Annotated in this window: 17 protein-coding genes; 3 read left to right on the forward strand and 14 right to left on the reverse strand. The window is 33.5% G+C overall.

Annotation, left to right across the window (positions count from 1 at the left end; translation table 11 throughout):
• Positions 1–49: 49 nt before the first annotated feature.
• On the reverse strand, positions 50–1,864 hold the full coding sequence (locus CELAL_RS17800; RefSeq protein WP_013552280.1) for an alpha-amylase family glycosyl hydrolase: 1,815 nt from the start codon (positions 1,862–1,864) through the stop codon (positions 50–52).
• Positions 1,865–2,113: 249 nt separating this feature from the next.
• On the opposite strand from CELAL_RS17800, the gene CELAL_RS17805 reads away from it, so the two are divergent.
• Complete coding sequence (locus tag CELAL_RS17805; protein ID WP_013552281.1) at positions 2,114–2,656, forward strand: hypothetical protein; 543 nt, start codon at positions 2,114–2,116, stop codon at positions 2,654–2,656.
• Positions 2,657–2,735: 79 nt separating this feature from the next.
• Here CELAL_RS17805 and CELAL_RS17810 read toward each other — a convergent pair whose 3' ends face one another.
• A complete protein-coding gene (locus tag CELAL_RS17810; RefSeq protein ID WP_013552282.1) occupies positions 2,736–3,587 on the reverse strand; it encodes an SDR family oxidoreductase in 852 nt (283 codons plus the stop codon).
• A gap of 193 nt (positions 3,588–3,780) precedes the next feature.
• Positions 3,781–4,227, reverse strand: coding sequence for a response regulator (locus CELAL_RS17815; RefSeq protein WP_013552283.1), 447 nt, complete (start codon positions 4,225–4,227; stop codon positions 3,781–3,783).
• 272 nt (positions 4,228–4,499) lie between these two features.
• Here CELAL_RS17815 and CELAL_RS17820 point away from each other — a divergent pair, with 272 nt between their 5' ends.
• Positions 4,500–4,652, forward strand: coding sequence for a YqaE/Pmp3 family membrane protein (locus tag CELAL_RS17820; protein WP_013552285.1), 153 nt, complete (start codon positions 4,500–4,502; stop codon positions 4,650–4,652).
• 199 nt (positions 4,653–4,851) lie between these two features.
• Positions 4,852–6,981 (forward strand): catalase, encoded by a 2,130-nt coding sequence (locus CELAL_RS17825; RefSeq protein WP_013552286.1) that lies wholly within the window; start codon positions 4,852–4,854, stop codon positions 6,979–6,981.
• A gap of 119 nt (positions 6,982–7,100) precedes the next feature.
• Here CELAL_RS17825 and CELAL_RS17830 read toward each other — a convergent pair whose 3' ends face one another.
• The 11 genes from CELAL_RS17830 to CELAL_RS17880 all read right to left on the reverse strand — a co-directional run bounded on the left by CELAL_RS17830 (position 7,101) and on the right by CELAL_RS17880 (position 22,125).
• Positions 7,101–8,375 carry a chloride channel protein gene (locus CELAL_RS17830; protein ID WP_013552287.1) on the reverse strand — a complete coding sequence of 425 codons (1,275 nt, stop codon included), beginning with the start codon at positions 8,373–8,375 and terminating at the stop codon, positions 7,101–7,103.
• A gap of 393 nt (positions 8,376–8,768) precedes the next feature.
• A complete protein-coding gene (locus CELAL_RS17835; protein ID WP_013552288.1) occupies positions 8,769–9,722 on the reverse strand; it encodes a serine hydrolase domain-containing protein in 954 nt (317 codons plus the stop codon).
• Between the two features lie 209 nt (positions 9,723–9,931).
• Complete coding sequence (locus tag CELAL_RS17840) at positions 9,932–11,671, reverse strand: leucine-rich repeat domain-containing protein (protein ID WP_013552289.1); 1,740 nt, start codon at positions 11,669–11,671, stop codon at positions 9,932–9,934.
• Positions 11,672–11,818: 147 nt separating this feature from the next.
• A complete protein-coding gene (locus CELAL_RS17845) occupies positions 11,819–12,298 on the reverse strand; it encodes an RbsD/FucU domain-containing protein (protein ID WP_013552290.1) in 480 nt (159 codons plus the stop codon).
• Between the two features lie 36 nt (positions 12,299–12,334).
• Positions 12,335–13,105 (reverse strand): SDR family NAD(P)-dependent oxidoreductase, encoded by a 771-nt coding sequence (locus CELAL_RS17850; protein WP_013552291.1) that lies wholly within the window; start codon positions 13,103–13,105, stop codon positions 12,335–12,337.
• Between the two features lie 285 nt (positions 13,106–13,390).
• Complete coding sequence (locus tag CELAL_RS17855; RefSeq protein ID WP_013552292.1) at positions 13,391–14,506, reverse strand: polysaccharide lyase family 7 protein; 1,116 nt, start codon at positions 14,504–14,506, stop codon at positions 13,391–13,393.
• A 611-nt stretch (positions 14,507–15,117) separates the two neighbouring features.
• Entirely contained in the window at positions 15,118–15,489 is a 372-nt protein-coding gene (locus tag CELAL_RS17860) for a hypothetical protein (RefSeq protein ID WP_013552293.1), read from the reverse strand.
• A gap of 77 nt (positions 15,490–15,566) precedes the next feature.
• A complete protein-coding gene (locus tag CELAL_RS17865; protein WP_013552294.1) occupies positions 15,567–16,217 on the reverse strand; it encodes a peroxiredoxin-like family protein in 651 nt (216 codons plus the stop codon).
• 905 nt (positions 16,218–17,122) lie between these two features.
• On the reverse strand, positions 17,123–18,928 hold the full coding sequence (locus tag CELAL_RS17870) for a glycoside hydrolase family 2 protein (RefSeq protein WP_013552295.1): 1,806 nt from the start codon (positions 18,926–18,928) through the stop codon (positions 17,123–17,125).
• A 374-nt stretch (positions 18,929–19,302) separates the two neighbouring features.
• On the reverse strand, positions 19,303–20,442 hold the full coding sequence (locus CELAL_RS17875) for a glycoside hydrolase family 5 protein (RefSeq protein ID WP_013552296.1): 1,140 nt from the start codon (positions 20,440–20,442) through the stop codon (positions 19,303–19,305).
• 66 nt (positions 20,443–20,508) lie between these two features.
• Entirely contained in the window at positions 20,509–22,125 is a 1,617-nt protein-coding gene (locus CELAL_RS17880) for a RagB/SusD family nutrient uptake outer membrane protein (protein WP_013552297.1), read from the reverse strand.
• Between the last annotated feature and the right edge of the window lie 26 nt (positions 22,126–22,151).

The raw sequence follows: 22,151 nt of genomic DNA on the forward strand, positions 1-22,151 counted from the left end.
CTACAGTATAGTGGGTAATAAGGGTTATACTCATCCGTTTATTTATAATTTATAGGGTGTAAATTTGGCAACAATAACCAGGGATGGTTAATTTTCCTGTCCAATTTTGCCCATCTGTTTCTTCTTCCACATGGTTAATTCCTTTGATTTCTAAATCTGAGAAATCAGAATCATACCCTTTCCAAGAGCTATTAAAACGCAGTTTCCAATCATGATTATCTTCTAGACCAATTCCATAATCTATGTAATCCATATTGCTAAAGTTCATAATAATAAGTACATGTTCTTCTTGGTTTCTATCTTCTCTGATATAGGCCAAAATTTTAGTCTCATCATTAAAATGAACTATTTTAATACCCTGATCTCTTAATCCTGCGGTTCTATCTTCCTTACCAGTTCTTAAGAACACCAAGTCCCGCACTAGTTTTTGTATGCCTTGATGTTTTTCATATTTTCCCCAATCTAAAGCTTCTGTATCTTGAAAATATTTATCTTCTATAAACTCTTGACCTTGAAAAAGCATAGGAATACCAGGAGCAGTTAGTGTTAATGCTATACCAAGAATGGCACGTTTTTTTGCAAAGGAACTATCAGCCTCTCCAGGTTGTATTTCTTCTGGCACTCTAGCTTTGCCGTTGGCAACTTCGTCATGAGATTCTGTATAGATAATTCTTGTGAATACATCATTACCATACTTAAATTCTAGCGCATCTACTATTTTTTGCAAATCTCTAGAATTGTCATAGGTATCTTCTAAAACCTCTCTTACAGGATGTACAAAATTCATATCCCATTGGCTCCCGTACCCTAATCCATTATGTTCAATAGCATCTGTAACTTTATTTTCACCTTTTAAATCTTCTGCTATCGTCAATACCTGAGGGTATTTCTGTTGTAGTTCTGCATTTATATCGCGCATTAAAATATTACCTTCTTCTATTTCAGTATCATACCCAAGTCCGCCTCCTTCATATCTTATATAAGAAGTAGCATCCATGCGCAAACCATCACATTTATATTTCTCTATCCACATTAAGGCATTATCTCTAAGATATTGTCTTACTTCAGGTCTACCATAATCGGGTCTAGTATCTCCCCAAGGGGTCTGACTCCTATGATCGTTGTAAAAATAAATTCCCCCTTTATCATTTTCTCCCCATCCATCAAACTGCCATAAATCTACATCAGACGGACCTAAATGATTGTACACAACATCGATGATGACAGCAATTCCTTTTTCATGAGCAGCTTTTATTAATCTAGCAAAACCATCTGGTCCTCCATAATCTTGTTCAATAGCAAATGGATGTGCGGGGTTGTAACCCCATGAAATTCCGCCTGCAAATTCTGCAACGGGTAATAATTCTATACAATTTATTCCTAGGTCTTGTAAGTAGGGTAATTTTTCTATAACGCTATCAAAATTGGCAACCTTATCAGCATCTTTTCTATTAAATGTGCCCACATGGAGTTCATAAATTACTAGTTCATTCCAACTAGCCATTTTAAACGTATCAGCACCCCAATCAAAATCAAGTTTTCTAACTATAGAATTACCAATACTACTAGTAACTTCAAAAGCATATGGATCGTTGCGTTCATATTCTTGATTATTCGTATGAATAATATATTTATATTCATTGCCTTCCTTAACCGAATCAAAAGCAGCTGCCCAATACCCATTTTCTTCTAGCCCAAGAGGCATATTTGTTCTATTCCAGTCGTTAAAAGACCCCATTACATAAACTTTTTCTGCATTTGGAGCCCAAACCCTAAAAGTAGTTTTACCTTCTTTTAAAACAGCTCCCATTCCCCGAGATTTGTCTATGGTCATATCCATCTCTTTATATTCTAATTCAGCCATTTTTTTTATTTTTTAGATTCAATTTACGCTAGCCTAAAGTAGCTCTAGAACTTTAGTAGCACTACCTCAAAAGGTTTTTTTGTTAACCCAAAATTTTAAAAAAGCATTAATTTTTTAGCTATAAAAATTCTTGTTCATGGGACTATATTTTAAATTTATTTTTTATCGATTGTGTTAAATCTTGGTCGGAATAGAATAATACTAATATAGAAAGTATAGTAATTTTCGTGGCACAAACACGAGAGAACAATGAACATAAGTAACTACACAAAAAGAGCAATTATTGGGGGCATAATTTCTTTACTCATCATTATGACAGGAACCTTCTTATTAGGAGAACTAAGCGGGTATGAGGCAAAAGTTTTAATCAAACATTCCTTATCAGGCCTAAATATGTTATGCAATACAATTGTACTAGCTTCTGCCACTATTTTGGCATTGCTTTTAACCTTATTAAGTTTAAGTTCTGGATCTAATACCAAATTAAAAAGAGATCATTACCTATCTGTTTTGCAAATTGCTAAAACGGTAACCGGAGTATTTATAATGGCCTTGATGTCTTTTTTAATTTTTAATTTACCAATTACGGAATCTGACAATGTACCAAACAACTGGTTCAATGCTATATATTACGCAAGTTTAATTGTTTCTAGCATTCTAAGTTCTGCACTCATAGTTGTTGTACTGATGCTTTACAATACCGTTGTTAATATCATCAGAATTGTTGGATTAGGAGAAAAAGACCATCCTTTAACTTTAAAGGAAGATGATGAGGAGATATTGGGAGAGTAATTTAATAAATGTACCTGTTTAGTATAAAAATATTAAAAAATCCCAAATGAGATATTTGGGATTTTTGAGTTGTTTTAATTTAGCCACCAACGACAATACCCCCATTAATATGTAGAATTTGCCCAGTCATATAGCAGGAATCTTCTGCTGCTAAATAGACATAAGCTGGTGCTACTTCTGAAGGCTGTCCGCATCTTCCTAGCGGAGTATTTTTTCCAAATTCGCCAATGTCTGTCATAGTTGCAGGAATTAAAGGAGTCCAAATAGGACCAGGCGCCACACCATTTACAAGAATTCCTTTTGGTGCTAATTGCGCCGATAAGGATCGTGTAAAAGAAGTTATCGCTCCTTTGGTAGAAGCGTAATCTACTAATTCATTATGACCTTTGTATCCTGTAATAGAAGTGGTGTTAATTATCCTAGCACCTTTTTCCATGTACTGGTATGCTTGCTGTGTAAGGTATATCATTGACAGGATATTGGTTTTAAAAGTTTCTTCTAAGTGTTCTACTGATATATTAGAAAAATCTTCTTCCACATATTGGGTAGCCGCATTATTCACTAGAATATCTATTTTTCCATAGGTTTTAATAACAGTTTCTATTAACTCCTGGCAATAAGCATAATTTTTAAGGTCACCACTAATTTTGATACAGTTTCTTCCTTCTTTTTCGACCATTTCTGACGTTTCTTCAGCATCTTTTCGCTCGTTAAGGTAAGCAATGGCAATATCTGCACCTTCTCTTGCAAAATGTACAGCAATTGCGCGGCCAATGCCGCTATCACCACCTGTAATTAATGCAACTTTACCTTCTAATTTTCCGCTACCCTTATAACTGTCTTTTATTATTTCAGGTTTTTCATTCATATTAACCTCTAGGCCTGGCCGTCCTATTTCTTTTTCATCTTTTTCTTTTAATATCTTGCTCATGGGTTCTAAGTATTACGTAGTGAATTGTTAAGTTGAGTTGATACAGCCTATGGCGATATCTTACTTACAAAGAAAAACTTGTTTATAGAAAATGATTGATGCTAAAGAATGAAAAACTACCGTAATCTCTTTGGGGCATTAAAATTGGATAAAAGATACCTGCTACATATGTTCATGCTTTAATAAAGCTGGGTTAAGCTTTAAGAATAAAGTCTTCTTTTTTAAAGTTGCATAAGAAATCTGGCCAGTTCATACTTAAAATTTTCTTCATACAATTTTTTAAATCTTGAAACCTATTTGGTTTAATGATGTAAAGGTTGGCCCCCTTTTCATAGCAACACTGTATATCTTGTCCAGAAGATGAAGTTGAATACATGGCTATAATTACATTTTTAAGACGCTCATGAGTTCTAATATAATCCAAGCACTCTATGCCATTCATGATAGGCATATTTAAGTCTAAAAAAATCATATCAGGAATTACGGAAACGTTTTCCTCAAAAAAAGAAACGGCTTCTTTACCATTTATAAATTCTTCTAATTCAAAATTTACATTTAAGCTCTCAAGGCCTTCTATAAAAAAAGCTCTGTCATCTTCATCGTCATCAACTAACCACAGGTTAAATTTACTATCGGTCATAATTCTAATGATTTTTAAGCTTTTCTGCTCCTGTAATTTAATGAATTTTTTAATTGATGGAACTAAAAAAATCAGAAAAATGAACTCATGTGTTATTGCAACTCTAATTTAATAGATAGTGCATATTTAGAACTTACAATAGGAGATAGCATTCTTATACATATTTCTATTATTACATCTAGCGTCATGTATATCAGCAAAAAATCTTGGAGATTGCGTTAATCTATGTTAAGTGTCTAAACTAATTTTGTGAAAACTAAAAACAAACAATTATGTCAATAGTAACAATACTTTTAAATATTTTCTTACCGCCATTAGCGGTATTCCTAAAACATGGATTAGGAACTACATTTCTTGTGAGTCTTATTCTTACACTAATTGGCTGGTTACCAGGAGTAATTCATGCTTTTATCGTGAATAAATAGGATTTCAATATTTTATAGTATAAAAGTCATTTTGTGAGCAATGGCTTTTCTTTTTTTCCATATTTTCTTAAAAAAAATGTGGGTCTTTATTTCGCATTTGAGTTAATCTTTCTGTTTTTTAAGTCATTTAAAATAAAAACTTCCCTATAGCTTTATCAAAGATTAAGAGTGCACATAGTGTATTCTAAAACCACAAAAAATGAAAGATAATAAGGAGACCACAAAAAAAGATAAACAACTTGATACCTATAGGGTAGATTATAACGATAAGGCACTAACAACGCGACAAGGATTAAAGGTAAATGATACCAATAACTCCTTAAAGGCAGGTCCTCGAGGAGCCACGTTACTTGAAGACTTTTTGTTAAGAGAAAAAATCCACAATTTTGACCACGAACGTATTCCAGAAAGGATTGTACATGCTAGAGGTAGCGCGGCACATGGTTATTTTGAATTATATGAAAGTATTGAGGAATATTCTAAAGCAGGTATTTTCACAGATACCGCTAGAAAAACTCCTGTTTTTGCACGGTTTTCTACGGTTGCAGGTTCAAAAGGCTCCACAGATTTAGCACGAGACGTTAGGGGTTTTGCTGTTAAATTCTATACGGAAGAAGGGACTTGGGATTTAGTAGGAAATAACATGCCTATTTTTTTTATTCAAGATGCAATGAAATTTCCGGATTTAATACATTCAGTGAAACCTGAACCGAACAATGAAATTCCGCAAGCAGCATCTGCTCACGATACTTTTTATGATTTTGTATCCTTAACGACTGAAACACTACACAACCATATTTGGGTCATGAGTGATCGGGGTATACCTCGCAGTCTACGTATGATGGAAGGTTTTGGAATTCATACCTTCCGATTGATAAATAAAAAAGGGGAAGCACATTTTGTAAAATTTCATTGGAAACCAAAAATGGGTGTCCATTCGGTAACCTGGGACGAAGCGGTAAAAATTAGTGGAGCAGACGCTGACTTTCATAGACGAGATTTGTGGGAGGCTATTGATTCAGGACAATTTCCAGAATGGGAATTAGGACTTCAAATTATTCCAGAAGCAGACGAGCATAAATTCGATTTTGATTTACTCGACCCTACAAAATTGATTCCAGAAGAAATGGTTCCTGTAAAAATCATAGGTAGAATGGTTTTAAACAGAAATCCTGATAATTTTTTCGCAGAAACAGAACAAGTTGCTTTTTTACCAGGGAATATTGTGCCAGGTATAGATTTTACCAATGATCCGTTACTTCAAGGACGCTTATTCTCTTATAGAGACACACAATTATCACGATTAGGGAGTCATAATTTTCATCAGTTACCCATTAATAAATCTATTGCTCCCGTGCATAACAATCAAAGAGACGGACACATGCAAATGGAAATTCCGAAAGGAAATACCGCATATTTTCCAAATTCTTTAGGAGGTGGTTGTCCGTATTTATCTTCTGTTGAGGAAGGCGGATTTGAATCGTATCAAGAGCGAATCGATGCAGATAAAATACGATCTCGCAGCGAAAGTTTTAGTGACCATTTTTCTCAACCAGCCTTATTTTATAGAAGTTTAGCTTCTTGGGAAAAAAATCATGTGATAGGCGCGTATTCTTTTGAACTAGGGAAGTGCACTCATGATCATATAAAACAACGTATGTTGTGGCTTATCGCTCAAATTGATGAGGCTTTAGCAAATGAAGTGGCAGGGAATCTTGGAATGAAAGTGCCGGATGATATAGAACGGCCAATTAACCAAGCTATTGGTGCCAATGCTAATGTTGAGGAACATCAACCTAAAAAGAAAAAGATATACTTAGAGGAATCTCCAGAATTGAGTCAGGCTCATACAAAATTTGAGACCATTGCGACACGGAAAATTGCATTCTTAGTCTCTGATGGTTTTCATATGAAAGATTTTGATGCCATGAAAAAAGCGCTGGAAGCAGAAAATGCTGTCGTAAAAATTGTAGCGCCTCATGGTGGTACAGTGGTGTGTGATGAAAAAATGGAATATAAAGTTGATGCTGCAATTATGACAACAGAGAGTGTATTGTTTGATGCTATTTATATTCCTGGAGGTAAAAAATCTGTAGCTGCTTTATTGAATACCTCTAAATTTACTAAGTTTATCAATGAAGGTTTTAAGCATTGTAAAGCAATTGCTGCCGACGATGAAGGAGAATTATTAATTGATGCTAGTGCATTTGCAAAATATAAAAAAGATAAGGCTATTTTAATAAATAAAGGCGCAAAAGATTTCATTGCAGCAATAGCAAAACACCGTAATTGGGAACGCATGGAAGTTGCAGAAAAGATAGCAGTTTAGCTAAGTGTCATGCCTAGAGAATGAATGAATTTTCTAGGCATTTTTTATGGTACTTATACTTCAAAGTAATAATTAAAGATGATGTAAAACAAGTTAGGGTAGCGTGAGGAGAATACATTCTATTCTTCTTCTTTCTCCATTTGAGAACTAATAAAAGGTATTCTAGGAGCTAAAAAATACCCTGTTAAACTCGCAAATAATATCGGAATAAAGTGTCCAAAACCTGTCAGAGTAGCAAGTAGGATAGTGGTACTCATAGGTGTTCGTGTTACACAGGAATTTATTGCAGCCATACAACTAACTATTGCTAAGGATAGGTTTATTGTTGGGAATATTTTATGAATGATAAGTCCTAATGTTGCTCCTACAAAAAAAAGAGGAATAATAAATCCGCCTCGCCAACCTGACGTTACAGTTATTGAAATTGCAATGATTTTTAAAATTAAAATAGCGAGTAGTAACTTCAATGAAAAATCACCCAATAGTAATTCATTAATTTCATGATGTCCAAAGTATCTGGTTACTGGAAAATAATAAGCTATACTACCTAGTAAAATACCACCAATAAAAGTTTTGATATAAATCGGTATTTGTAATTTTTCAAAAACGAATTTAAAAAATTTGATGCAAAAAATAAAGCCCCAACCCAAAGCGGCTCCTATAATTGCAAATACAACTGCATACCCAAAATCAAAAATTCCTGAATATTTATATGCAGATAAATCCCATGTTGGGCCAAGACCTAAGTGAATTATGAGAGCAAAAACCAAATAACTAAAGCAACTAGCGACAAATGCAGGAATAATTGCCCTGTAATATTCAACCGCATGTTTATGATGGAGTATTTCCAGCGAAAATAAACTTCCACCTAAAGGAGCTCCAAATAAAGCCGTAAAACCAGAAGCCATTCCCGCAATACTTAATGATCTTAATTCTTCCCCTTTAAGTCTAAAAATTTTACCAATCCATGTACCCGTTGAGCCCGTTATTTGTACTAATGGAGCTTCTGGTCCAAGACTACCTCCTGAAGCTACACACAACAATGAAGATAGTATCATTGATAGGTTGTTTTTTGGGTCAAGCTTTCCTTTATTAAATCTTATGTTGTTAACAATTAAATTTATTTCTCCAGGGTCTCCAATGAAGTAAATTATCAAACCTGCAAATAGTCCGCAAGTTGCCATTAAGGGGATGACGAGCCAACCATCAAAAAAGGCTAGTTGATGTGTTAAAAATTCAAGTACAATCCAATAAATACCAGCGATTATACCACCTATCAAACCGAGAAATGCCCATAACAAAAAAGACCTGCTAAAAACGAAAGGGTTAAATTTTACGGGTTGATCTAAAATGTTTAAGTAATTTACTAATTTTTTTCTACGCTTTAATTTCACGTTTTCTAATCAATTTTATTGTTCGTAGGTAATCGCTGTCTTAAACCGTAAAAATACTAAATAAAAGAGTGAAGATTATTGCATTAAATAAGAAGTTTTCGCGCTAAATAAAGTTGTAGATAAGTAATTTATTCTTTTTTAATTGTTGTTTATGTATCTCCTCATAAAGGTTCAAAATTAACGTTCCAATAACTTTTAAATAGTTACAAAAGAAAATAGAAAATTCACGATAAGTAGAAGGAAAAACAAAAACCTCATTGAGTTTTATAAGGATTTTTTGTTAATATATCTTTTGTCTATTTTTTAGAGTATAGCTACAAACTACCTAGTAAGAACCTTAAAAAAATATTACTTTCTGATAGTAATTTATTGTGATAAATGAGCAATTAGACTTTATTGATTGGCAATGCGTAGGCTTTGTTTTTTAACAGCATCCATTACTGCTGTGTGGACTCGGAACGTATTTTTGAAATTACCTAAATCTCTCGCATTATTTTCTAAGACAATAACCTGTGTTTTATCCTGTGGGTAATAATAACAGGCCGATACAAAACCAGGTGAATAACCTAATGCTCCAATTTGAATATTCTCTTCTCCTTCTTTGAAAAGTAAACCATAACCATATTCCCCAGTGTCAAAAATAGGATGGATTCTTGTGGCATATTTAGTGGTCATTAGTTTTAAGGATTCTTTGGTAACTAATTGACCTGAATACAGTTTTTGACTCCATTTTTTTAAGTCCGTTGCATTAGAAATAAATCCTCCTGCAGGAACATAATTTTCTAAACTATTAGGAGCAAAAATTAAAATCCCTTGTTCATTTTCAACATATCCTTTAACAAGATTATGGTATTTTTTATGCTGTGGGTGAAATGTATTTTTGAGCTTATGTTCTTCAAAGAGTTCAGTAGCACTTATTTCGAAGCTTTTACCTGTAATTTTTTCAAGAATTTGAGCAAGTAATTCATACCCTAATTGCGAGTATTTAAATTGCGTTCCCTCAGTAAATTCAAGGGGTTTTTCTATATCTGAAATCCCGTGTGTATGCGTAAGTAAATGGTGGATAGTTATTTTTTTGGACCAAGGCTGCTTAATTTTTTCAAGATAGTTATGAATCGTGTCTTCTAGTCTAAGATTGCCTTTTTCAAATTCTCGTAAAATTAGAACTGCGGTAATCTGTTTACTTATGGAACCAATAACAAATTGGTCACTAAACTTAATCTTAGTTTTAGGATCTAAATCTGAAAAACCTACAGCATTAGAATAAATAGTAGTAGTGTCTGTAGCGACTAAAATAACACCATTAAATTCATGCTTATGAACTATAGCATCAATTGAGGAGACCAAATTACTATAGCTTTCTTTGTTCTCCTGACCGTTTGTTTGATAAGAGAGTACTAGGATAATGCCTAAAATTAAAATGCTAATTTTCTTACAGTGTATTTAACTTATGTTTTAAACTGCTTTTTGAAAGGTTGGAAAATTAAAAAAGGGAATATATAGTTTATTTAATAACAACTAAACTATTGTTTTTATAAATTGATTAACTACTTATTTTACTCATATGCAGTTCCATTATTTTCTATCTGCCAATCAGGCATATACGTGGAAGATTTTAATATTTTTAAGCGATCATTATACCTAATATCAACTTTTATTAAAGCGTCGAAATTTGTTAAATCTGGAATTTTAATAAGGTAAGGATTATGTTTTATGTATACTTCTTTAAGTTTTGTAAATTGTACCAGAGAAGATAAATCTGTTACTGAACTTACATAAAATTCAAATACTTCTAAGTTACTGTTTGAATAAAGAGAAGATGGAATTTCTGATAAAGTATACATTGATACTTTTAATTGTCTTAAATGCTTAAGGTTTTTTATAAAACGAATACTATTGGTGGTACTTTCTATACTTATTGTTTCAATATTATTAGACGCTTCTAAATTTTCAGGGAATGTAAATTGATTATTTACAGCACGTATTTTCAAAGTTTTCAATTTTTTTAATCCTCCTAATCCATATAGAAACTTTAAGCGTGTCATAAATTCTAAGTGTATATCCGTTAGTGCTAAATTGCTTGAAAACGAAAGCGGAATTTCTCTTAACTGATTACATTCATAAAACCGAACGCTTCTTAGGGATTTCATGTTTTTAATTTCAGAAATATCAGCTATTTCACTATGGCTAAAATTCAGTTCATTAAGGTTTTCTAAATCCGAAAAGTTCTTGGGTAAGTTTTTCAATTTAGTTTGGCCTATTGCTAAGGATTCTAACGATTTGCAGGTTGCAATGCCCGTTATATTTTGCAGGTTTTTAAGCTCTTCTAAGCGGATAGTTTTAAAATTACAAGAACTCATATCAAGATTGATATCTGTTAATGCAGGTAGCCCTATAATTTCAATGTGATCTAATGTATTAAAAGTATTAATCCCGTCTATAGCGTTTAAAGAATCATTGTAGGAGAAACTAAAGTTTTGTAATTTAAGTAGTTTAGAAAAATCACCTTTTAAATTTCTTAAACCAGTTCCTTTGAGAAAGACGGTAGTAAGGTTTTGATAATTTGCAATACCTGAGACGTCTTTTAAATAAGGTAAGCTGGAAAGATTAAGTGAATTTAATTTTTCACTAAAATTATCTGGAAAAACACGCATACTTCCACCAACGATAGTTAGCCTTTCTAGTTTCTTTAATGCACTAATTTTAGTATAATCTTTAAAATTGGAACCAACAGATAAAGTGAAGTCATTAATTCTATTATGAGCTTTAAATACAGGAAGGGTTTTAAGACTATTGCTTTTAAGATAAAGACTTTCTAAGGTGGTACTCGCTGATAAAACATTTATATTTTCAAGGTTAGGAGCAACTATTCTTATAGCTTTCAAGGAAGTGAGGAGCACAAATTCTTTAGGAAGTTTTTTACCTGAAAAATTAAGCCTTAGATTTTTTAATTGGGATAAATTTGGTAGCCCGCTTAAATTTTGAAGGAGTGAGTCAGCATAAATATTTAAAGTAGATAAACTATCAAATTTTATATTAGAAAATTCTTTAGGTAATTTCGGTAAATCAATAATTAGAGATAGAGATTTAAAAGTAGATAAGTTTTTAATTTTTTCTAAATGAGATGTCGAATCTATGATAAAGGAACATCTATAGAAATTAGGAGAGTTTTTACAATTTTGAATTTCTTTTGCTGAAAAATGGTTTATATTTTTTTCAACAGTACTATTACCAGGTTGAGAAAAGGCTATATTTATAAAAAATAAAAAAAATATAAGTAAAAATCTAGTATTCATTTTTATTCTTTTACCATATTAAGAAGGAGGGAGTAAGTTCACAGAATAGAGTTTTACCCATAGAAATTACAGCCTAATCAGGTTTTTTAATTCTTTTATTTTTTTAAAGTGTTACGGTTTCTTTTTCAGGAAATAAACTACAAAGTACTAAAAACGACTTTCTTCAGCCATTTTTACGACACCAACAATTAAAATCAAATTAGCGAAACGGCGTTGTTCACCTGTTTGAATGATTAAGGTGGTGGCTGGTTCTCTAATTTTATCATAGAAAGCCCAACGTTCCATCTCGTCCCAAGTTACCTCTCCTAATAATTTTTTATAAGCACCATGTATTTCAGCATTCGCTTCTGCAGGTTTTTCCATAACGATTGCACCTTGAACAGGGCATACCTCTAATATGCCTTCAAGTACCGTAAGTGCATCTAATAGTCCAGGACGAAAGTTAAGGTGTACCGTGGTAGAATTAGGACCTGTCATGGCACCGACCGGCAAATTGCCATCTGCAATGACTACTTGTGCAAAATGGCCAGAACGCGCAAGCGCTTCCATAATGGTTGGGTGTATTACTGGAGTTTTTAGCATAAATATATCTTTAGGAAAAATGGAAATAAGAAATACTAGGAGCATATTTAGCGCTTAGTATTTCCTATTTTAAACAATTAATTACATGTTGTAAACGCCACCATTGATGTCTAATGTAGCTCCTGTAATAAAGCCATCGTATTCAGAAGCAAGATATAAAACTGCTCGCGCTACATCATCTGCGTTACCTGCACGTTGGATTGGAATTCCGGCTGTTGTTGCAGCTGCTGATTCTTTTGTCGTATGCGTATTATGAAATGAAGTACCCAGGATAAGTCCCGGAGACACAGCATTTACTCGAGTACCTTGAGGTCCTAATTCTGCAGAAAGTGCTCTTGTAAAGGTTAAGATAGCACCTTTGCTGGTAGAATAAGCAAGAGACCCTGGATGACCACCTTTACGGCCAGCTAGTGATGCCAAGTTAACAATACTACTGTTATCATTTTTTGCGAGGTAAGGAGCTGCAGCTTTTGTTACGAACATCATAGAGGTAAGGTTTATGTCCATTACCTTGTGCCAGAATTCAGCTTCCATTTCGTTAAGCATTCTACGTGCAACTAATGAACCTGCATTGTTAATCAAGATGTTCAAACTACCAAAAGCTGCTATTGTTTTTTCGACCATGGCATTCGCATCGGCTTCTTTTGTTAAGTCACCAGCTATAGCAACTGCTTTTTGACCTTTACTAGTTGCGTATTCAACCAATTGGTTTGCCGTATCAGCACTGGAAAAATAGTGGATGGCAACATTGGCTCCACTGTCAATAAAATGTCTCGTGATAGCTTCTCCAATTCCTTGTGCACCAGCAGTAATAAGGATGTTTTTACCTGTTAATTTAGTATTATTTTTCATATATATTCTTATAGTAATAACGATAATAATCAAAGTAAAATTACTACTTATCGTTATAAATATTTTTTTTTATTTTGTAAATATTATTTAATAAGTCACGTGTTTTCAAAAACAGAAACGGAACGGGTCATTTTTTCTCATCAACTACTTTGTACTTATTGCAAGTACTAAATGTATTCTTACGTACGTTAGTTAAAACTAAATTAATAGCAGAAAAGAAGGCTAAATTTAATCTACTACACAATTAATGAGCAATTTACTGCACAGCTTAGTCTATACAATTCTTTATTTCAAATCATTTTTAGTGAAATAACCTTCATTAGACACTGCGGCATCACTCACAGATATACTTGCTGTTTTAAACCAAACCTCAGCATAGTTTCCATCTGCATATTGTTTTTGAATATCACCTCCATGGGTTTCCGCACCAGAACACCAGTTTTTATTTACTTCAGGAGATTTTCCATTTGTTTGGTTATATGCGCCAAGCTTAAAGAAACAACCTTCGCCTGTGTAAGCTTCTTTGCGTTCCACTCCGTCTTGACCTATTGGTACAAATAACTCTTGGGTTTGTTTAGGGATGTCTGCAGTTGTTGTATATTCTGATGCTATCAAGTTTTTTGTAAACGTTTTGGTTTCATGTCCTTCACTAGTAAATTTCAAAGTCATCATACCGTCTTTAACTTCAACTTCATAACTAAATTCTTCACCTAAAGCAATGCCATCTTTAGGTTCATCGGGATAAGTACTTTCACCAGTACCCACAACAGAAAAGTCATTGCCCCAAACGGCAGAAGAATAATCCCATCTTCCAGAATTATCATCTCCTGCCGTATTAATTTCGTAATGCCAAAAAACAGCACCTTTAGTGTGACCTGGGAATTTTTTGTAAAATATTTTAAGCGGTTCGTTTTCATGTGCATCAGCGCTATGAATCTGACCCACTACTACAGCGTATGATGCTGCAACTCTAGCATCTCCTGTAGCAGAAACATTCATTACTTTAAGAGTAGCTGTCAATTTATCATTAGCAGTTTTTGGATACCATTTTTTTACTTGCGCTAATTCTGTTCTTGTGTTATTAGACGTTCCATGCGTGTCTCCACCATTTGGTGCCTTAAAAACAATCCAATCGCTATCACTATCATGTGCGGTATAAAAGAAATTTTTATCTTCAAAATTAGTTGCAATACCCGCATTTGAACCGTCACCCAAAATTAATTTCCAGTCCTCAAAAAATGGAATAACGTCGCTTGCGTAAACGGTTTTTTTAACTTCTTTATCATCCGTACTGGGTGTTGTTGTATTCGTTTTCTTTTCAGTATTACCACAGCTATTTAGTATTAAAAAAATACCAAGTGTTAAGAACGTTGCAACTGATGTGAGCGTTTTTTTATGCATTTTAATGATGTTTGATTTCAAATTGTATGGTTCGTAGTTGAATTAGATACTTTTGTATGAGTGGAGTGGAAGCAACTATTTTTTTTCGTTTCTGTCTACGCACGTTGGGATACCTTTTATTTTGATTTACTTCTCGTTAAGAAAACCAACGCTTAAATATAGAGAAAACTTAGAATTAAATAACAGTCCTAACATTACTACCTGTTTTTGTGATATGCAGGTTTCTTTTTCAAAATGATGATTTATGCTCATCATCTGTAATTTGTTGTATCATTTTTTTACAAGTATTTTCACATGTGTTACTTTCACTTAAATAAGTTTGGTGCGATGTACATTTAATGTTTACCTACTGTTTTATCTTCTAATGCTAGCATTAAATATACCTTTCCAAACGCTAAACACCTTCTTTTTGGCTTTTTATAGGGCTGATTGCTGCTAAAGATTCACTAGTTAAAGCGTAGTGCTTTTTATAAATAGTTTAGTTATTGACAGATACAAACTGAGTTTTTAAAAATAATAAAATCTTCGTAATGATAATTATTAGTGTATTGTTATATGTTTTCTCCTAGTAGACGTTTTAGGGGTATATTAGTTTTTATATAAAATAGGTGTTAATCTTCTTCTATTTTATTGCTATGGAATAGAGGCAACGGAGGTGGTGGCATTGGAGTCAAATAATCAAACAAAATTCTTAGTTCTATAGTGTCCTTTACTTCTTCTTTTACTTTGTCAAAAGAACGGGTTATTTTTATTAATAACTCTTTGAGTTGCTTTCCATTTTTTGAATTATTAAGAGTGACTTGAATAAAGGCTTTATTTGGTGATTCAGCATAATAGGGAACTGCGCCATTGTTGAGATAATGTCTTTTTAAAATTCGCTTTAGTTCAGTTATTGAATATCCCTCATCAATTAATAGGGAGTCTGTTTTTATATCTAAAACGTTACAGTATTTTGTTGGTTTACCTCGATAATAATAGGGCATTATTTGTTTTTTACTTTTTTAAGTACACTACATTAAAAAACACCTAGCCCCATATTGATTGAGTTTCTAGAATGTAATTATGACAGGTTTTTCAAGGCCTCAACAACCTCATCTGGCTCGGAACGTATTCTATAATCAACATTAACATAGTTCCATTGTACGACTCCATCTTTTCCTAACACAAACGTAGCCGGTATTGGTAAAATATGACCATTACCATTATTTATTTTTTCTAAATCTAGCTCGCGATCTACACGCATATGTTCTGCTAAAAACTCAGGAACTTCCCAAGCTATACCATATTGCGAAGCAACTTTTGCATCTTGGTCAGACAATACAATAAAACCCATATCATTAATTTCATTTTTTGTCATAGATCCATCGGGTACTTGCGGACTTATGGCAACTAATGTAGCACCTAGTGCATGAATATCGTTTAATCGGGCTTGCAAGGCTCTAAGTTGTAAATTGCAATATGGACACCAATTACCACGATAAAAGGTGATAACAAGAGGACCTTTGTCTAATAAGCTATCTAGAGAAATCAGTTTTCCTTCAGGATTAGGTAGTTCAAAAATTGGAGCTTTTTCGCCAACTTTTATGGCATTATTTCCTTGTTGAAATTCTTTTGCTTTGTTAATAATAGCATCAACACCTTCCATGAACTCTGGATTAGCTTTTCGTCCAGCGGCAATTTTAGCATCAGTTTGTTCTCTTAAGTTTTTCATTATTTTGTATAATTATATAATGTTGTTCTTTACTGTTTTAATGTAAAATTCTATGACCTAATACATTAAGGGATTGTAGCCATAGGAGGCTAAATTTTAATCTTTATGATCAATTACGTGTTTGCTTTCGATAATTTTCAAAGGAAAACAGGGGCAATATAATAACACAAATTTTTCTAGGGGCGACTAAAGTAAACATTTTCGAAACATGTTATGGTTAAACGTTTCATACCCTAGAGTTCCAGTTCCTTAGTATTGTCCTTTTAAGATACGCGTAATTGTTCGCTAAACAGGTGTAGGTAAAATGTTTTTACAGTTTTATAAAGATCAGCGTAAATGCCTATTAGATAGTGCGCGTAAAAGTCCGTTTGGAATTTAAGGAGTATTTATTTTTTCTAATTCCTAATTAGGTTTAGAAGTTACCAAGTCAATTTTTAAAGAGATTATGTATTTTTGCTCCGGTTCTTAAGAATATATAATCTCTTACCGTTTATTTTTTATGGAAATTAAATAAAAACTATAAGCATCGTTTATTTTAAATGGTGTTTCAATTTTATTGGCGTAAGAGCCATGAAAATTAAGATTAATCACGTAAATGCTACTATTTTCATCTATTTTTTAGGGTACCAAGACACTTAAAATAAGCGTTATGCGGGGTTGAAATTCATAGAGTTTCCAACCTCGCACTTCGCATAATCTTTTATTATAATTTGTTCTTTAAAAAAATTAAATTCAATTTTTTTAAGGTTTAGCGTTACAGGCCAAACCCATTGGTTTAACACCTTAGGCTATCTTGTCTACAGCAATTAGCGGTAGTTTTTATGTATCGTTTTAATAAGCCCTTAGTATATGTTGAGAACTCTATTTCAACTATTTTTTAAGGTCTATTTTAGAATCATAAAGTCCTAATTGTTTTCCTTAAGAAAATAATCTTGTAATACAAAAAAGGCTTGCTTTTTCATTCCTTGTTCAGAAATTAATCCTTTTCTATTAAAGTCATCTTGAATTCTTTTTAAAGGGCGTCTTGCAGAACGGAAATCCATCAAAATCCATGGAGACAAACCGGCTATAAAATCAATATTCCGCATCATCTCAATATTGGTTCTGTAAACCTCTGCTTGGTATTCCTCCGTCCAACGTTCATTCTTTTCACCATGTAAACCAAAAAGGGCACCTCCACCAACTTCGCTCATAATCATAGGCTTATTATAGGCACTAGCCCATTTTATTGAAGCACAGCTTTCTGTAGTACCAGCATACCAACCACAATAGTTATTAATGCCGATAACATCAACAACTTCTCCAAGAGGATCTTCAATTAAATTACCCGCTTCACCGCGTCCTTGGGTATCCAAAGCTGCTGTGATGAGACGTGTATCATCAAATTTTCGCGCCTGTTCTGCCAAATTCCCTATGAAATTTAATCTAGATGTGCCTTCAGGTGTTTCGTTCGCCATAGACCACAATATTACTGCTGCTCGGTTTTTATCTCTTGAAATCATCTCTGTAAGCTGGTTTTTAGCATTCGCATAAGTGTCTTCATTATCAAACTGAATAGTCCAATATACAGGTATTTCAGACCAAATTAGAAAACCCATTTTCTCTGCCTCACGTACCATAGCTTCACTATGTGGATAGTGTGCTAAACGAATAAAATTACATCCCAATTCTTTAGCCCATTGTAATAATATTCTACATTCTTCTACAGAAACTACACGTCCGGTTTTAAACGGTGCTTCTTCGTGAATACTTATTCCTTTTAAGAAGATTTGTTTTCCGTTTAATAAGATTTTAGACCCTTCTGTAGCGATGGTTCTAAACCCAATCTGATCGGTAATTTCATCTGTTTCTGTTTTTACAACAACTTCATACGTTTTAGGACTGGTCGGGCTCCAAAGTTTAGGCTTCGCCTTAATCGAAAATTCAGCTTTACCGTCTTTTAGAACTGCACGTACAGTCTTTTTTAGTTCAGGAATAGCTATGCTTACCGCATCACCATTTTTTCCATTAGTAACAGAAACCCAACCTGTAATAACATTAGTAACCCCTTTTGGTAACTGAATTGAATAATCATCAATATGTGATTTAGGCGTGTTAATTAAATGTACAGCCCTTGTAATTCCACCATAATTCCACCAATCTTGGTTTACCGTAGGTAGATTCTCTGCTTTTCGTTTGTTATCTACTTTTACTACGACAAAATTATTACCTTCTTTTAATTTATCGGTAACTTCAAATTGAAAAGGAGTATACCCTCCAACGTGAGAACCTAGGCGTTCCCCATTAAGGTATACGATAGCCTCATAATTTACAGCTTCAAAATACAAGTAAGCTAGTTTATCGGTATCTATAGTATACTCGAAATCTTTTTTGTACCAAACAGTACCTTCGTAATAGTACAACTTATCTAGCTGTGTATTCCAATCTCCAGGAACCATTAACTGTTGGCTGGTCTCAAAATTATATTCTATAAGGTCTGACGGAGACTCCATTTGGGCATTCATGAAATAACCATTATCCATTGGTTTTAGCCTATGGTTGTAATATCCATTCTCAAGTGGATCAACAATCATATCCCACATACCATTTAATGACGTTTTTTCTCTTGAATCAATATTTTGTAATAGTTCAGAAAATCCGGTTTCTTGTGCCGTAAGAAGGGTACTTAAGCTTGTGAGTAAAACTAGTACTGCGTTTTTTATTAGTTTCATAGTTAGATTTAATTAATATTTATGTTTTTCGATGCCCACCCATTTCTGCTTCTTAGGTTGAACTAGAGATTCAATACGTTTTATGATGTTGAAAATAACAGTTTAACATTGAATAGTAGTCATGTGGTTCTTATATTTTTTTTTAATTGTAATTGTTTATAAAAAGAAGAGTGGGTTTTTTGGCTCCACGCTTCAAAAGATTTTCTAAACCTGTAATGGAGTAGGGGTTTAGCAAAATAAACGTTCAACTATATTTAAATTTTAAATACAAATATTTCTGAGCGTTACTACGCTCAGAAATATTGAATTGTTGTTCAAGAAAGGCGTTTACAATTTCAGTAGTCTAAAAGACTTTACAGAAAAGTTCCAGGAAACTATTCTAACATGGTAGGAACAATATCATACGTAAATGCTGTTGCATTAGAATTTATTAAGCCAAACCATCCTCTGTCATCCCATACGGTAAAAGACATGGATTGCCCCAATGTGGCATTCGCAAAGGTTTTATAATACCCTCTAACGATAGCTGTATTTCGTTCCTCAACATTTGTTTCTCTTCCAACACCAAACTCTCCATAGTTTACAGGAACATCTAATGTTGCTGCATGGACGCTTACCTCTTGTATACCTGTTTCGAAAAAAGAATTGCCAGGGAAAGCTGCATTACTACCAGTTTCACCACAAAAAGCCCAAGGAGAATAACTATGTACTTGTATCGCTAAAAAAGCATCTTCTCCTGCTCCTGGAAGACTAGCTTTATCAGGATACACTTCATCTATGTATAAGGCATTACCTTGACTATTTACTCCAACCATTACAAGACGGGTGGTATTATTGCTTCCCGTGCTTCTAATAGCATCGTAACCTATTTTATTTACTTTTCTAGTATACGCTAATGCTGTAGGATCTGTTGGGTCTGGAAATGGACCTGTACCATCATTTTCACCTAAATTACCTTCTGGTTCATTGAGCACTTCAAAAATTAAAAAACTTGGATAATCTTTGAAATAAGTAGCTATTCCAGTCCAAAGAGTTTCAAATTTAATATCAAAACTAGAAGATCCGTCATAATTATCTTTCAACCAAGATTCATGATGTGTATTTAGTACCACATACATTTCTTGACTAATAGCATAATCTATAACTTGAACAAGCTCTAAAAACCTTGGGTGATTAACATTAATATTCCCATCGGCATCAGCAAGATGATCACCCTCAAATCTATCCATCCAAGTCGTTGGGATTCTAACATGGTCCATACCCGCTTCCTTATAGAAGTCTATAATAGGTTTTACACTACTAAAAGTTGGATTGTTAACGTTGTTATCAAACGTATTCCCTACATTAAAGCCTGCATTCATTTCTAGAATTATCTTTTTTGCCGTAAGCAAATTAGAATTATTTGATGCTAGACTAGCTTCATCTCCATTTACAAAAACAATCTTTTCATCTTGAGAACAAGAGCAGGATGTTAATAGAAAAACTAAGCTTAAAAATTTTAACCAATGTGTCATTAATTATAGTATTTATTTGTTATTTATAGTTGTTTTTTTCGGGGAATTTAAATTCCTATTTCTGAATTAATAGCCAATATTAAATTGAGAAGCATTTTCTCCCATAATATCTATTTGGCTTTGTGGTACTGGACAATTGATAAAATGCGATTGCCATGGAGTAGCACTATTATTTTCATCATTTGCTTCTGCTCCTGTATTATCTCCATTGCGGTAATAAAGAGAAACACGTTCTCCCAGTTTACCAAGACGTTTTAGTAAAAACCAACGGTTATTTTCAAAAGCAAGTTCTCTTGCAGATTCCTCTAAATAGGTGTCAAGAGTCCAAGAAGTAAAATCTATACTTGGTGCAGCAGTATTAGGATCTAGACCATAACCTCTTCTTCTAATTTGGTTGATGTATGATAAAGCTACACCATCTTCGCCTAAATTATGATGTGCTTCTGAGGCAAGTAATAATGTTTCTGCAAACCTGTAATAGATTAAATCTTTATAGCTTTCATTTGAGTTAGGTAATTTTGTTTCAAAATCTGCGTATTTTTTTAGACTCCAATGAAACCTTCTATAGTTATCTTCTGGTTCCGTTATCGTTTGTCCAAAATTTGGATGCGCAGGATTATTCACCAAATAATCAGTATATTCTTTTGGCCAATAATACGTAGTGTATCTCAGGTCATTGTCTTTTTCATAAAGCGATTCTAAATAGCTATTTGGAAAAAACCATCCTAATGATTGTCCGCCATAAGCTACATCATTAATAATTTCACCCCCAGCAACAGCATCAGAGCCAGATTGTTTTTCATAAAGTCTTTGATTAAAGACACTCCCTAACCAAAAGCCACTACCACCAGCAAGATCATCTCCTTCTCCTAGAGATTGATTTTTTTGATATACAAATAGTGCCTCTGCGTGATTGGCATCTGCGCCAAATACTTGGTTTAAAGCGACCAAGCTATGTGTTCCATTACTTATTATAGCATCAAACTGAGTAGCAGCTTCTTCCCAATCATTAATCCACATAGCAGCTTTACCTTTTAAATGTCTTGCAACCCCTTGTTGGTATCTACCTGTTGGTTCTTGCCAATCTAAATGTGCAATTGCAAAATCAAGATCTTGATTTATAACACCGAAAATAGCATCTTCACTAGCTACTTCATAAACAATAGGATCATTAATATTTTGTGGAGTAGTAGGGGTTGTATCCAGAATAATACCTCCATACATACGTACTAAATCTAAATATAATTCTCCTCTAATTACTTTTGCTTGCGCAACTAATTTATTTTTTTCGGTTTCATCCATAGACACAGAACGTGCACTTGTAATAATAGCAGAAGCTCTATCTATGATATTGTAAGCGTTGTTCCATTTATCTGCAGGAAACCTCGCGGGGGTGTGTTCTGTACTTCCGTAGGGTGTAAACCATGTTCTGTGAAGCCCTAAATCTGTAGCGGCTAAGAAAAATACATTTGCTTGTAAATTGGTGCCATCGCCTTCAGGAGAATTGTACATTCTCATTCTATTGTAAAGTGCGTTTACTCCAACCTCTAAACCTTCTCCAGAGTTGTAAATATAATCTACAGAAACTTCATCCAGAATCTCTTCCTCTAGAAATGATTCACAGGAGACCATAGTAAAAGCAATTAGTACGAGTGATAAGATTAAATGCTTAACGTTTTTCATAATTTTTGATTTAAAATATTCTTTTT

The organism is Cellulophaga algicola DSM 14237, from assembly GCF_000186265.1.
Taxonomy (GTDB): Bacteria; Bacteroidota; Bacteroidia; order Flavobacteriales; family Flavobacteriaceae; genus Cellulophaga; species Cellulophaga algicola.